Source organism: Streptomyces angustmyceticus (assembly GCF_019933235.1).
GTDB lineage: Bacteria > Actinomycetota > Actinomycetes > Streptomycetales > Streptomycetaceae > Streptomyces > Streptomyces angustmyceticus.
On sequence record NZ_CP082945.1, the window covers coordinates 159,526 to 171,865 of the forward strand.

Below are 12,340 nucleotides of genomic sequence, written 5' to 3' on the forward strand. Positions count from 1 at the left end.
CCGCGTACGAACTCGCTAGCCGTAGGCGTGCAACGCGTGGCGCAGCCTCTCGTCCGGGTCGCGGACGAACAGCGCGCGCAGTTCGCTCATGGGGGCGCAGAGGTGGACGGGATCGTCGTCGTCCTCATCGGGGCCGTGGTCTTCACAGGGATCGTCGGCGGACTCGTTCTCGTCGTCCGAGTCGTCGTTCTTCGTTCGGGGTGCGGGGCCCGCCACCATCGGGAAGTCACCCGGAAGGCGTTCGGCGGGAGGCCGCGGGCACCACCTCCAGACGGCGCCGCACTGCCTGACCTGGACCTCGCCGAAGTACCAGGCCGCGCCCACCAGGAACGGGGAGTCCTGCTCGGCCGAGATCTCGTCGTAGCTGCGGAACGTGCCGCGCACCAGGTCTTCGAGCCGGTCGAGGCTCTGGGCGGAGAAGTCCCAGGCGGTGGTTCCTCCGCCCGCCTGCCCGGCCCACGTGGGGAAGGTCTCCCGCCGTTCGGCCAGCCAGGTGTTCAGGCGGTGGTTGTCCTCCCAGTCCGGGCCCTCCAGGTCGTCCGTCTCCTCCAGTTCCTTCAGCTCCGCCGCGGTGAGGGGCGGAAGCGACGGCGCCGCCAGGTGTTCCGGGCGGGCCAGCTGCCACAGGACGGTGGGCCAGGCCGGCTCTCCCCAGACGTAGTCGCCCTCCGGAGCGCGGTCCGGGAAGCGGTCGACCACGTCGCGCAGGCTCTCGCCGGCCACGACGTCGCGCAGCATGACGGGGAGGAGTTCGGCGTGGCCGTCGTAGCGGAGCCGCTGGTTGACGAAGACGGCGCCGGCCCAGTAGCAGTCCTCCGCGTGCCAAGTGCCGGGCGGGGCATCGGGGTTGATGCCGCGGTACTGCCACTGGGCGCCCTTGCCTTCGACGACGCACTTGCCCACGTACCAGGCGGCCATGACCCAGAAGGGCTCGTCACTGGCCGCGTGGTAGTCCTCGACCGTCGGGAAGTTCTCACGCAGCAGCGTCTCCAGCCGGTCCAGGGACGCGCGGGTGAAGTTCCAGTGCTGGCGGCCGCCCGCTTCCTCGGCCCACCAGTCGAGGTAGTCGAGCATGCGGGCGTTCTGCCAGCGGTACGCGGTGTCGCCGGCCCTGAACAGGCACCCGTAGTGCACCCACGGCGTGGGCACCCGCTCCGGCCACCACTCCGGGTGCTGCCGCTGCCGGTCCCTGACCGCCTTGCGCAGCAGGCGCGCGGCGGTGGCGAAGACCTTCCCCGTCCGGTCCTTGACGGCCTGAGCGACGACGAGGAGCGGGACGACCGGTTCGAGGCCGAGGGCAGGGTCCGGGCACACCACGGGCAATCCGCCCGTGCCCGCACGCTCGTCCCAGTCCCAGCGCCCGCCCGCTTCCGCCAGCAGCGTCTCGCCCAGATAGGCCGCGGCGGACTCGATGAACATCGCGTTGGAGTCGCTGCCGTCGTCGCCCCGGCAGAAGTCGAGGAGTTGCTCCTCCAGTTCCGGTAGTTCGCGGGCGCTGTAGTCGTGCTGCCAGCCCTCGGAGGTGTACTGGTCGAGGAAACGGTCGAGAATATCGTGCAGGGACTCGATCCAGAGGTACAAGTGGTGGGCTGCGGAACCCTCCGGGGCGCGCCTGCCGGCCATGTAGATGTTGTCGGGCGGGTCCTCGTCCGGCCGGTGGTCGTCCAGCCCGTGGTCGTCCGGCCGGTCGTCATCGGCCCTGCAATCGTCCATGTGCTTCCCCCGTGTGGATCTGTGTGAGGAACGACCCTAGTCGCGGCCCGGGGTGTCGCATGGGACAGGGGGCTGGCCCCCACACGAGTACACCGGGCGAAACTTGAGGCCGGTGACGGACCAAGGCACTTGGCGGGACGACGGCACCCGTCGGGCTGCCACTCCCCCGCCGTCGTGGGTGCTGCCCGATGGCAGGGCGGCTCCGCCGACGCTCAGCAGGTTCGCTCGTATTCGATCTGGTCGAGGGCGTTGCCGTCGCCGAAGTCGTAAGTGCGCTCGGCGCCGGACTCGGCGAAGCCGCTTCTGGTGCAGAAGCGGCGGGACCGTGGGGTGTCGCGCAGGGTCCACAGGTGCACCCGGGTGAATCCGTCGTCGTGCAGGCGGCGCAGCGTCTCGGTCATCAAGACGGTGGCGATGCCGCTGCCCCAGCCGTCGGGGTGGCCGTAGAAGGTGGGGCCGGTGCCTTCCGGGGCCGGTGGTCCGCCGTGCTGCCGCCCGCGCGCCAGACGTCGCTGTTCAGGGTCTTGTCGCGGACCGTGCCGGCTGGTCTCCTGTTCCCCGGCGATCCGTGACGCGTTCGCCGCCCGGTGGCGCGCGTATCCGTCACGAGCACGAGACCGAGGGTGGAGCGGCGTGGAGTCAGTGGCGGGGCAGGACATACGGGGCGCGCTGCCCGAGGGGCTCGGTGCGGCGCTGCGCGAGACCGCCGAGGAGATCGCCGCGCTGCTGCGCGGGGGCGCCGACATGGAGCTGGCGGTGCCCGGTTCGGAGTGGACCGTCGGGGAGGCGGCGGCACATCTGGCGCAGGCCAACGAGCTGATGGCCGACATCGCGGCGGGCCGGGCGCGCAGCTACGGCGACGGCACGCCGCAGAGTCTGGCGGCGGCCAATGAGCGGGCGCTCTCCGAATTCGGCGAGCGGCGAGCCGAGCCGCTGGCCGCGATGATCGTGGCGCAGACCGATGCCTATCTGAGGGCACGGGCGGAGGGCGCCGCGGCGGGAAGCGTCGTCACCCCGCTGGGCCCGATGGAACCGGACGTACTGGGGTCGTACCTGCTCACGCACATGCTGGGCCACGGATACGACCTCGCCCGCGCCCTGGGCCGGCCGCACATGATCGACCGGGCCCGGGTCGGACTGACGCTGCCGTTCCTGATCACGGCCATGCCACGGGTGACCGACTCCGCCCGCACCGCCGGGCTGACCGCCCGCTACGCGATCCGCCTGTGGGGTGGCGGCCGCTTCGGCGTGGCGGTGCGGGGCGGCGCCGTGGCCGTCGATCCGCAGCCACCGGCCCGCGCGGACTGCACCATCCTCATCGAGCCGGTCACCTTCCTCCTGATGGCGCTCGGCCGACGCGGCCAGTGGAGCGCCCTGGCCCAGGGTCGGATCCTCGTCCGGGGCCGCAAACCGTGGCTCGCTCCCCGCTTCCCGGCGCTCTTCACGGCGCCCTGAGGCAACGGGAAGCCCGCGGCTGCCGGGCGCCGTGCGGTATCGCCGCCGCAGGACTTCGTCACTCAACGATCACCCGGTGGCCTATCCGCACCTTCGCGGAGGGGACCGCGGCTCCTGTGACCTGGCTCCCGACGTCGGGGCGATCGCCCGCTACCGGCGGCAGTTCCACGGCCCGATGATCGCGAACAACGGTTTCGACCGCGAGTCGGCCAACGCCCTCATCGCGTCCGGCCACGCCGACGCCGTCTCCTCCGCCACGCACTTCATCGCCAACCCCGACCTGGTCACGCGCTTCGCCCTGGGCCGGGAACTGGCGGTCGGAGACCCTGACACCTGCTACGCCGGCGGAGCGGACGGCCATGTCGCCTACCCGGCCAGCAGGTGGCGGGACGGCGCGGACGCGGTCACGCCGGGGAGGTAACCCGGTCACGCCAGGGGGAGGCGGACCTCGATCCGCTTGCCCACCGGCTCGCGCTGTACGTCGAAGTCCTCGCAGACGGCGAGGACGATCTCCAGGCCGTGCCGGCCGATCCGTTCCGGGTCGGCCGGACGGGCGTCCGGGAGGGTGGGGTCGCTGTCCCACACCGTGATCACCAGCGTGGCGCCGACGATCTCCAGCTCGACGAGGCACGGGCCGGGAGCGTACTTGCAGGCGTTGGTGACCAGTTCACTGACGACCAGCTGCCCCGTGCCGAGCACCTGGGAGGAGACCGGCAGGCCGTGCTCGGACTGCACCTGAGTCAGGAAGTCCCGTGCGAACGCGCGGGCGGCGGCGATGGACGCGGTACTGGCGTCGAAGGCGGCATAGGACGTGAGCACCGGCTCGGTCCATGGCCGGTGTACTTCCGTGTTCGGCGCTGCTTGGTACATGTGTCTCCACCACGTGCTCCGCGCACGAGCCTGCCGCGTGCGCCAACCGCCGTATACCCCGGGTTCGCCGTCTCAGTCGTGGCCGGAGACACGTGGCGCGGGCCGTGGCCCGGAGGGCCGGGCCGGGGACCAGGCCGGAGGGCCGGGCCGGAGCTCGGAGGATCGAACCGGAATCCGGATGGCCGGGCCGGCGCATGGGCGGCCGCGGCGGGGGTACCCGGTCGCATGATCGGCGCAACCACAGCAGGAGGGAACACCACCATGGGTGCCAGCCTTGCGACCTCCGCGGTCCAGGCCCAGGACTCGGCAGCCGAGGCCCAGGGCTCCGCAGTCGACGTTCGCACGGCGTCGGCAGCGCTGCCGGGAGAGCTGCCGCACATCGAGGACCCGCAGAACATCGCGCCCCGGGACGCCCGTGAGCTGACGCAGCTGTTCTTTCGCCGGCTGGAGACACTCGACGAAGGCACGCACGAGTACCAGTACGCGCGCAACACCCTGATCGAGATGAACCTCTCCCTGGTCCGCTACGCGGCCCGGCGCTTCCGCAACCGCGGCGACGACATGGACGACATCATGCAGGTCGGCACGATCGGTCTGATCAAGGCCATCGACCGCTACGACCTCTCGCGCGACGTCGAGTTCACCACCCTTGCCATCCCCTACATCACCGGGGAGATGAAGCGCTTCTTCCGCGACACCACCTGGGACGTGCGGGTGCCGCGCCGCCTTCAGGAACTCCGTGTGGACCTCGCGCGGGCCAACGAGAAGCTGTCCGGCAGGCTCGGCCGGGACCCGAAGGTCGCCGAGCTGGCCGAGGAGCTGGGCATCAGCGAGGACGAGGTCCTGGAGGGACAGGTGGCCGCCAACGGCTACAACGCCTCCTCCATCGACGTCACGATCAGCGACGACGGCAACGAGACCCCGCTCGCCGACCTGATCGGCGAACGCGATCCCGACATGGACCTCGTCGAGGATCTGCACACCCTCAAGCCCCTCCTGGAGCAGCTCGAGGAACGCGACCGGCACCTCCTCGAACTCCGCTTCGGCCAGGAGATGACCCAGGCGCAGATCGGCGGCGAACTCGGCATCTCCCAGATGCACACCTCCCGGCTCCTCAGCCGCGCCCTGGCCCGCCTGCGCGAGGGCATGCTCGACCAGGCATAGGCTTCGCGGCCCCGCGGGCGGGCGGATAGGTGGGTGGGTTCCGGCGAGATGCCGGGGCCCACCCACACGTTCGCGGGGCCCAACCGCAGGTTCGTAGACCGCCGCGTCCGTCGGGCGTTCAGTCCTTGAACGCGTCCTTGATCTTCTCCTTGGCGTCGCGGAGGTTTCCTTTGGATTCCTTCGCCGAGCCTTTCACCGCCGCACTCTCGTTTCCGACCGTGCGCCCCGCTTCTTTCTGCGCCTTACCGACGGTTTCCTCGGCCTTCGCCTTGGCCTTTTCGCTGGCGCTCATGATCGCTGCCCCTTTCGGACCGACGCCGTCCCTTGGCGGGCGGAAATACTCTGCTGCCCAGATTACTCCCGGACAACAAAATCGGGGCGGGCAGACGCGGTGAACCGTCTGCCCGCCCCGCGCTCGCGAAGGGAGCGCTACCAGCGGTACCACCGGCCGCGCTTGCCGCCGGCACCGGCAGAACGCATCACGAATCCCAGCAGCCAGAACGCCAGCACAATGACCGCGACGATCCATAGAGCCTTGAGAGCGAAACCGGCACCGAAAAGGATCAGAGCGAGAAGAAGAACGAGAAGCAGGGGAACCATATTTATCAACCTCCGAGGCTTCATGTGCCCCGCCTCTGTTCTCCTACGCAGCCGATGGACGATGTTTTTCCGGCTTTATGCGGGGCATAAAGCGGCGCGCTCATACGGTCCGGTCCGGCCCGTCCGGTCCGCAAAAGCGGTCCCGGAAAGCCGGATTGCGGTGCGGTCCGGCCGCCGCTCCCGCGCCGGGCCGTCGCCCTGAACGGGCCGGCCCCGGTGGTGCCGGTCGCCGCGCTCCGCCTGGTCCGCCCCGGGGTGACGGTGCACGGCCGGAGGACCCGGTTCGGCAACACCCCCGATACGGGCCGATGCTGAGCACCGTCCCAGGCTGCCGACGCCGGGTGCCTCCTTCCTGCCGTCACACTTCGGACTGCCGCCGCCTCACCCGGTCGTCGGCATCGTGACGGGCTCCTCGTCCGCCGGGGCCGCCGCCGGACGGAGGGTGAGGACCTGGCGAGGGAGTCGTTCCCGCTCGTCGTAGGCGAAGTCCACGCCGGCTTCCTGGGCCACGGCGAAGGACGCCGCGAGGGCCTCGTCGGAGGCGAACTGCGCGGTGGAGACGACCGCGTACCCCTCGCCCGTGACCCAGCATGCGGCGGACAGGCAGCCCGGGGTGGTCCGCAGGACATCGACAGCGTGGTGCACGCGGGTGATGAAGTCGTCGAAGTGCGTGGGGTGCGGGTAGTGAACGCCGACGAATCCGACCGACATCCCGCCACCTCCTTTCGTCGGCACCGGGCGTTGCCGTCCGGTGACTTCCCCCTGCGCCGTCAAATATACGGCGCCGTATACTTCGTCATACTAGGCCGCCGTGAAACGCTGTCAACACCACCAGCGATACTGGGGACATGCCCGCCGTCACACGCACTCCCCGCAGCAGCTGGATCGAGCAGGGCCTGCTGGCGCTGGCCGCCGGCGGCCCCGACGCCGTCCGGATCGAGAGCCTCGCCCGGGCGCTCGGCGTCACCAAGGGCGGGTTCTACGGGCACTTCGCCAACCGCGATGCGCTGCTGGAGGCGATGCTCGACACCTGGGAGCGCGAAAGCGTGGACCAGGTGCGCGACCGGGTCGAGCGCGAGGGCGGCGACGCCCGGACGAAGATCCGGCACGCGGGCCGGCTCACCTTCTCCAGCGACCGCCTGCTGCCGATCGACCTCGCCGTCCGCGACTGGGCCCGGCGTGACGAGTCGGTCGCCGAGCGCCTGCACCGCGTCGACAACCGGCGCATGGACTACGCGCGGGAGCTGTTCGGCACCATCTGCGCGGACCCGGACGAGGCCGAGGCCCGCAGTCTGCTCGCCTTCTGCCTGGCGATCGGCAACCACTTCCTCGCCTACCACCACGGAAGCCGGACCCGCACCGAGGTCCTTTCCCGCGCCTCCGACCTCCTGCTCAAGGGCTCGCAGGGCGAGGGCTCCTGAGGAGACTCGGCGACGCGTCGGACGCGCGCATCCAGGCCGGGAAATCGGCAGGCGGCGTCCGGGGGCCGGCTGATAGGTTCCGGCCGGTACGCACGGTGCGTGGCGACGGTTGAGGGAGGTTGATGAATATGGTCCGCCTGACGCGTCATCAACATGCCCTTTTCCGGGCCGTCTGAGGTTGCCGACGGCCCGGTCGTTCCGAACGACCAGGAGTCCCGCGTGTCTTCTTTCTCTCTCGACGGTGCCGACCTGACCACCGACCGCCTCGTGCTGCGGCCGTGGTCCGGCGCCGAGCTCACCGCCGTGATCCGTGATGCCCGACTGGCCCACTGGGCGGCGGACTTCCCCGCCGAGGGCGACCGCGTCATCGCCGGTGTCATCGCCGAAGCGCCCGAGGGGCCGGCGGAGTACGGTCACCGCCAGATCGTCGAGCGGTCCACCGGCCTGGTGGTCGGCTCCCTCGGCCTGTTCTGGCCTCCCCGTGACGGGTGCGTCGAATTCGGCTACGGCGTCGTCGCCTCCCGGCGGGGCCGCGGCTACGCGTCCGAAGCCGGCCGGGCCCTCGTCGAGTTCGCCCTGACGGCGCCGGGCGTGCACACGGTGCAGGCGGATGTGGAGCTGTCGAATCCGGCCTCGGTCCGCGTACTCGAGAAGGCCGGCCTGCGGCGCTGGAGCGGCGACGCCGGCACGGCCCGCTTCCGCATCACGGCGGCCGACCTGTCGCGGCGGTGAGACGGCGGGGACCGGCGGCGGTGTTTCGGCACCGCCGCCGGTCCCCGGGGGCGTCCCGGTCAGATCGGCGTCGTGGCCCATGCCTCCACGGCGAGGTGCACGCGCTCGGGGCAGGCAGGCCGGGAAATCCCCGCCATCACCCCTCGTCGCTGTCGACCCGGTGCCTGCGCGGATCGAGCGGGGTGAGTACGCCGAGGCGCTCCTCGATGCGCTGCGCCGCGTCCAGGCACAGGTCCTCGCGGTACATCCCTGCCAAGATCTGAATTCCGTGCGGCAGCCCGGACGCGAGTCCGGTGGGCACGGCCACGGCCGGCACCCCCACATACGTCGACGCGGTCGGCAGCCGCATCGGGGTGAAGATCGCGTCGCGCTCCTCCGGGGTCCGCGGCACCACGGGCTCGGGTACCGGCTGCGTGGACACGGGTCCGAGCATCAGCGGACAGTGCTCGAAGAACTGGGCCCACGCGCGCTGGACACCGAGGCGTACGCCGGTCTGCCGGAGGTATTCCTCCAGGCCGACGGCCGGGTGGCGTTGGGTGTCCAGTTCGATGTGGCGGGCGCTGTCGTCGGTGAGCAGCCTCCTGAGCATCGGCCAGGCCAGGGAGAACTCGGTCCGCAGCAGTGCGCCGTAGCCGTCGAGAGCGTCCTGGAGCCGCGGCACCTCCGCCTCCTCGACGAGGTATCCGGCGTCCTCCAGGGCGGCTGCCGCCGCCTCGATCGCGGCGCGCACGTCCGGGTGGACATCGCCCAGGCCGCCCGGGTCGGTCACCACGCCGACCCGCACCGGTGCGTGGGGCCGTGGCCCGTACAGCGGGGCCGGAACGGCCCGTGGATCCTGCGGGTCCGTCCCCGCGAGCACCTCGTACGCAGCCCGCAGGTCCGCCACCGAGCGGGCCAGCGGCCCGTCCACGGGGAAGAGTTGGTGCCCCAGGACCGGCTCCTGGTCGCTCATCCGGTGGTCGGCCGGGAACCGCCCGTAGCTCGGCTTGAGCCCCGCGACGCCGTTGAACGTCGCCGGGTTGCGCACCGAGCCGCCGGAGTCGTTGCCCAGGCCCAGCGGTGCCATGCCGGTGGCCACCGCGACCGCGTCGCCGCCGCTGGTGCCGCCGGGAGTGCGCTGCGGGTCCCACGGGTTGACGGTGTCCCCGAACAGCTGGCTGACCGTGTGCAGTCCGGCGAGCGCCAGGTCGGGCATGTTGGTGCGGCCGATCGGAATCGCCCCGGCCGCACGCAGCCGCCGCACCGGGGGCGCGTCCGCCTGCGCCACCCAGTCGCGGAAGTACGGCACGCCGTGCGTGGTCGCCGATCCGGCGACGTGGATGTTCTCCTTCACCGTGAACGGCACCCCGGCCAACGGGCCCAGCCGCTCACCGGCGGCCCGGCGCCGGTCGGTCTCCCGCGCCGCCTGCCGGGCACTGCCCTCCAGCAGCCGGGTCACCGCGTTCACCTGCGGGTTCACCGCGGCGATCCGCTCCAGGTGTGCCTCCACGGCCTCCGCCGCGGACACCTCCGCCGATGCCAGCAGCTTCGCCAGTTCCGACGCCCCCAGCGACCACAGTTCGTTCGCCCCCATCGGGCCTCCCTTCCTCCCGACAGAAATATACAGATCTGTATCTGGATACAGAACTGAATATTGCGGTCGCCGGCGCCCCGTAGGATTCCTGCGTGACACCCGAACGCAAACGCCTGACCCGCGAAGAGAGCCGCCGGCAGACCCGCGGCCGCCTGCTGGCCGCCGCCGCCGAGCTGTTCACCGAACGCGGCGTCAACGGCACCTCCGTCGAGCAGATCGCCGAGCGCGCCGGCTACACCCGCGGCGCCTTCTACGGGAACTTCGAGGACAAGAACGCCCTCGTCGCCGAGCTGCTCCACAACCGCACACACCGCGAACTCGAGGAAGTCGGCGCTCTCACCCAGGGCGCCACCTCCCTCGCCGACGCCCTCGACAAGCTCCGGGCCTGGAACCGCGACCGCGCACAGCACCTGCCCCAATGGCTCGCCCTGCGCATGGAACTCGTTTTGCACGCCCTGCGGAACGACGAACTCCGACCGCTGCTCGCCGAACGCGAACTCCTCGCCCGCGAAGCCCACACCGCCGGCCTGGAGCAGGCGTTCGCCGCCCACGGGGTCGAGTCGCCGGCGGACCCCGCGTTCCTCGCTCTGATCGTCCACGCCCTGGAGGACGGCCTGCTCATCCAGCACCTGCTGACTCCCGACGGCATCCCGGACGACGTGGTCGTCAACGCCTTCGACCTGCTCCTGCGCTCCTGGACCGCACTCGCACAGCGACCAGCCCCGGCGGGAGACGGCCAGGCCCCGCCGTCACATCCCTCCCGGTGAGGGCACCCGCTCTGCGTGCGTCCAGCGCCGGCACGCTCGTCTCCACCGGACCCGGTGCCGGCACATCACCGCCCCCATGGCCGCTCTTGCCCACCTGGCCGCCACCCGAGCCATGCGGTTGCGGTTTCAGTGGTGCCGTTGGGGTGCACCCAACGCGACAGATGTGCCGCGGGCGTGGGGCCCACTTGGATGTGCCGGGGTAAGAATCACTCCGCTGATCCGGGGTTCTTGCGCTGGTTGGCGTGGAAACGCGCCTTCTTCTGACGATTGCCGCAGGTGTTCATGTCGCACCATTTGCGGGTGCGGCTCTGGCTGGCGTCGAAGAAGGCGGCCCGGCAGGTCGGCGAGGCGCACAGGGCCAATTTCCCGTCGCGTTCGCCCGCGATGATGCTGATCGCGTCGGCGGCGATCACGCTGAGGGCGTCCTCCACGCAGGAAGCCGAGCCGAGCCGCCATTCCCGATTGCCCTCGGGCGTCAGGATCGCCGCGGCCCGGCCCTGGACGCTGCAGTCATTGATGACCTGGACGGCGGACGCGGGGAGAGCGTCCTGGGTCGCGGCCGCCGTCGCGGCGGCGTGGATCGACTCCCGCAGTTCCCGAGCGCGGTAGAGCTGGGCGGCGGTGCAGGAGTCCACGGCGAGGCCGTACACCGCCAGCCAGTCGATGAGTCGCTGCGGTGCGGGGATCCGCTCCACGGAGTCGCCATGACGCTCCGACAGGGTCCCGGTGAAGCTGGTCGCCAGCACGTTGCCGAGACGGAAGTCAGGGAATCCAGCACGCATGGAACCACCTTAGGCGGTTGCGGTGTGGTTCGGGAAACTGCTAGAACCGCCTTAGCCGGTTCCACGATGGTCAGGAGGTCTCATGCCCCGTCCCACCAGCGACGTGCAAGCGTTTGAAGCCCACGCGACCGACGCCGACCTCGACGATCTGCGCGCGCGACTGGCCGCGGCGCGGCTCCCGGAGGCCGAGACGGTCCCTCGCGCCGCATCCGGCCCGCGCCGATGGGACCAGGGCGTTCCGCTCGCCGACCTCGTCGAGGTCGTGGACTACTGGCGCACCGGATACGACTGGCGGTCGTTCGAAGAGCGCCTCAACCGCATCGGCCAGTTCCGCACGGCCATTGATGGTCTGGGAATCCACTTCCTGCACCGCCGGTCCGCGCGCGCGGATGCCACTCCGCTGATCCTGACGCACGGCTGGCCGGACAGTATTGCCCGGTTCATCGATGTGGTGGACGAGCTGGCAGATCCGGACGACGCGGACGCGCCGGCGTTCCACGTCGTGGTCCCGTCGCTGCCGGGCTTCGGTTACAGCGACAAGCCGGCCACCACCGGGTGGGGAACCGAAAAGATCGCGGCCGCCTGGGTGGAACTGATGGGAAGGCTCGGCTACCGCACGTTCGCGGCCCACGGCGGTGACTGGGGAGGCAATATCACCACGGTTCTCGGCGGCAGGTTCCCGGCGCACGTCCTCGGCATCCACACCACGTTCGCGGAAGGACCGCCCGGGTTGCCGACGGACGGGCTGACAGCGGTCGAGCGCGCGTGGGCCGAGGAGACCCGCCATTTCTGGCGTCACCGCGCGGCGTACGCGAAGCAGCAGGCGACCCGGCCGCAGACCATCGGCTACTCGCTCGTCGACTCACCGGTCGGGCTACTCGCCTGGATCCTCGACAAGTTCGCCGAGTGGACCGACACCGAGGACAGCCCGTTCGAGACGATTTCCCGAGACAGGATTCTCGACGACGTCACGCTGTACTGGCTGACGCGGACCGGTGCGTCGTCGGCCCGCATCTACTACGAGAGCCACAATGCGCTGGACCCCGAACTCCGGGTCGACGTCCCGTCGGCCATCACCATGTACCCCCGCGACATCGAGAAGTGCCCGCGCCCCTGGGCACAGGAGCGGTACCGGCAGATCGTCCGATGGAGGTCGCCCGAGAGCGGGGGGCATTTCCCGTCGCTGGAGGTTCCCGAGTTCTTCGTCAAGGACCTGCAAGAGGGCCTCGCGGCGGTGCTGGCCGCTCAGCGGTGAAGGCGGCC

The 12,340-nt window shown here is 70.9% G+C and carries 15 protein-coding genes; 7 read left to right on the top strand and 8 right to left on the bottom strand.

Annotated elements, in window-relative coordinates:
* Positions 1 to 15 precede the first annotated feature (15 nt).
* Together K7396_RS00700 and K7396_RS00705 are read right to left on the bottom strand one after the other, a co-directional pair.
* On the bottom strand, positions 16 to 1,713 hold the full coding sequence (locus K7396_RS00700; RefSeq protein WP_086717115.1) for a hypothetical protein: 1,698 nt from the start codon (positions 1,711 to 1,713) through the stop codon (positions 16 to 18).
* Positions 1,714 to 1,925: 212 nt separating this feature from the next.
* Positions 1,926 to 2,459, bottom strand: a complete 534-nt coding sequence (locus K7396_RS00705; protein WP_317851961.1) for a GNAT family N-acetyltransferase — start codon at positions 2,457 to 2,459, stop codon at positions 1,926 to 1,928.
* On the opposite strand from K7396_RS00705, the gene K7396_RS00710 reads away from it, so the two are divergent.
* Complete coding sequence (locus K7396_RS00710; RefSeq protein WP_223659520.1) at positions 2,347 to 3,168, top strand: maleylpyruvate isomerase family mycothiol-dependent enzyme; 822 nt, start codon at positions 2,347 to 2,349, stop codon at positions 3,166 to 3,168. The two genes, K7396_RS00705 and K7396_RS00710, sit on opposite strands and share 113 nt — an antisense overlap.
* Positions 3,169 to 3,244: 76 nt before the next feature.
* Entirely contained in the window at positions 3,245 to 3,589 is a 345-nt protein-coding gene (locus K7396_RS00715) for a beta/alpha barrel domain-containing protein (protein ID WP_223659522.1), read from the top strand.
* 5 nt (positions 3,590 to 3,594) lie between these two features.
* On the opposite strand, the gene K7396_RS00720 is transcribed toward K7396_RS00715, so the two are convergent.
* Positions 3,595 to 3,987, bottom strand: coding sequence for an ATP-binding protein (locus K7396_RS00720; RefSeq protein WP_223659524.1), 393 nt, complete (start codon positions 3,985 to 3,987; stop codon positions 3,595 to 3,597).
* A gap of 312 nt (positions 3,988 to 4,299) precedes the next feature.
* Here K7396_RS00720 and K7396_RS00725 point away from each other — a divergent pair, with 312 nt between their 5' ends.
* Positions 4,300 to 5,202: an RNA polymerase sigma factor SigF gene (locus K7396_RS00725; protein ID WP_086717112.1), complete on the top strand. Its 903-nt coding sequence runs from the start codon at positions 4,300 to 4,302 to the stop codon at positions 5,200 to 5,202.
* 118 nt (positions 5,203 to 5,320) lie between these two features.
* Here the strand turns inward: K7396_RS00725 and K7396_RS00730 are convergent, their stop codons facing one another.
* From K7396_RS00730 to K7396_RS00740, 3 genes are all read right to left on the bottom strand, one after another.
* On the bottom strand, positions 5,321 to 5,494 hold the full coding sequence (locus K7396_RS00730) for a CsbD family protein (protein WP_086717111.1): 174 nt from the start codon (positions 5,492 to 5,494) through the stop codon (positions 5,321 to 5,323).
* 137 nt (positions 5,495 to 5,631) lie between these two features.
* Complete coding sequence (locus K7396_RS00735) at positions 5,632 to 5,802, bottom strand: hydrophobic protein (protein WP_086717110.1); 171 nt, start codon at positions 5,800 to 5,802, stop codon at positions 5,632 to 5,634.
* 381 nt (positions 5,803 to 6,183) lie between these two features.
* The gene (locus tag K7396_RS00740; protein WP_086717109.1) at positions 6,184 to 6,513 is read right to left on the bottom strand and encodes an antibiotic biosynthesis monooxygenase; all 330 of its coding nucleotides are present in this window, start codon (positions 6,511 to 6,513) and stop codon (positions 6,184 to 6,186) included.
* A 137-nt stretch (positions 6,514 to 6,650) separates the two neighbouring features.
* Here K7396_RS00740 and K7396_RS00745 point away from each other — a divergent pair, with 137 nt between their 5' ends.
* Both K7396_RS00745 and K7396_RS00750 read left to right on the top strand, forming a co-directional pair.
* On the top strand, positions 6,651 to 7,223 hold the full coding sequence (locus tag K7396_RS00745) for a TetR/AcrR family transcriptional regulator (protein WP_086717108.1): 573 nt from the start codon (positions 6,651 to 6,653) through the stop codon (positions 7,221 to 7,223).
* Positions 7,224 to 7,442: 219 nt separating this feature from the next.
* Complete coding sequence (locus tag K7396_RS00750) at positions 7,443 to 7,955, top strand: GNAT family N-acetyltransferase (RefSeq protein WP_223659526.1); 513 nt, start codon at positions 7,443 to 7,445, stop codon at positions 7,953 to 7,955.
* A 136-nt stretch (positions 7,956 to 8,091) separates the two neighbouring features.
* Here the strand turns inward: K7396_RS00750 and K7396_RS00755 are convergent, their stop codons facing one another.
* Entirely contained in the window at positions 8,092 to 9,528 is a 1,437-nt protein-coding gene (locus K7396_RS00755; RefSeq protein WP_086717106.1) for an amidase, read from the bottom strand.
* Positions 9,529 to 9,620: 92 nt separating this feature from the next.
* Here K7396_RS00755 and K7396_RS00760 point away from each other — a divergent pair, with 92 nt between their 5' ends.
* A complete protein-coding gene (locus K7396_RS00760) occupies positions 9,621 to 10,295 on the top strand; it encodes a TetR/AcrR family transcriptional regulator (protein ID WP_086717105.1) in 675 nt (224 codons plus the stop codon).
* 206 nt (positions 10,296 to 10,501) lie between these two features.
* On the opposite strand, the gene K7396_RS00765 is transcribed toward K7396_RS00760, so the two are convergent.
* Entirely contained in the window at positions 10,502 to 11,077 is a 576-nt protein-coding gene (locus K7396_RS00765) for a CGNR zinc finger domain-containing protein (protein ID WP_086717104.1), read from the bottom strand.
* An 82-nt stretch (positions 11,078 to 11,159) separates the two neighbouring features.
* On the opposite strand from K7396_RS00765, the gene K7396_RS00770 reads away from it, so the two are divergent.
* Positions 11,160 to 12,332, top strand: coding sequence for an epoxide hydrolase family protein (locus tag K7396_RS00770; protein ID WP_086717103.1), 1,173 nt, complete (start codon positions 11,160 to 11,162; stop codon positions 12,330 to 12,332).
* Positions 12,333 to 12,340 lie beyond the last annotated feature (8 nt).

Coding starts and splice junctions, on each gene's coding strand:
- K7396_RS00770 (WP_086717103.1), top strand. CDS start 11,160: ATGCCCCGTCCCACCAGCGACGTGCAAGCGTTTGAAGCCCACGCGACC.
- K7396_RS00725 (WP_086717112.1), top strand. CDS start 4,300: ATGGGTGCCAGCCTTGCGACCTCCGCGGTCCAGGCCCAGGACTCGGCA.
- K7396_RS00755 (WP_086717106.1), bottom strand. CDS start 9,528: ATGGGGGCGAACGAACTGTGGTCGCTGGGGGCGTCGGAACTGGCGAAG.
- K7396_RS00700 (WP_086717115.1), bottom strand. CDS start 1,713: ATGGACGATTGCAGGGCCGATGACGACCGGCCGGACGACCACGGGCTG.
- K7396_RS00705 (WP_317851961.1), bottom strand. CDS start 2,459: ATGTCGGCGCCCCCGCGCAGCAGCGCGGCGATCTCCTCGGCGGTCTCG.
- K7396_RS00730 (WP_086717111.1), bottom strand. CDS start 5,494: ATGAGCGCCAGCGAAAAGGCCAAGGCGAAGGCCGAGGAAACCGTCGGT.
- K7396_RS00735 (WP_086717110.1), bottom strand. CDS start 5,802: ATGGTTCCCCTGCTTCTCGTTCTTCTTCTCGCTCTGATCCTTTTCGGT.
- K7396_RS00765 (WP_086717104.1), bottom strand. CDS start 11,077: ATGCGTGCTGGATTCCCTGACTTCCGTCTCGGCAACGTGCTGGCGACC.
- K7396_RS00740 (WP_086717109.1), bottom strand. CDS start 6,513: ATGTCGGTCGGATTCGTCGGCGTTCACTACCCGCACCCCACGCACTTC.
- K7396_RS00745 (WP_086717108.1), top strand. CDS start 6,651: ATGCCCGCCGTCACACGCACTCCCCGCAGCAGCTGGATCGAGCAGGGC.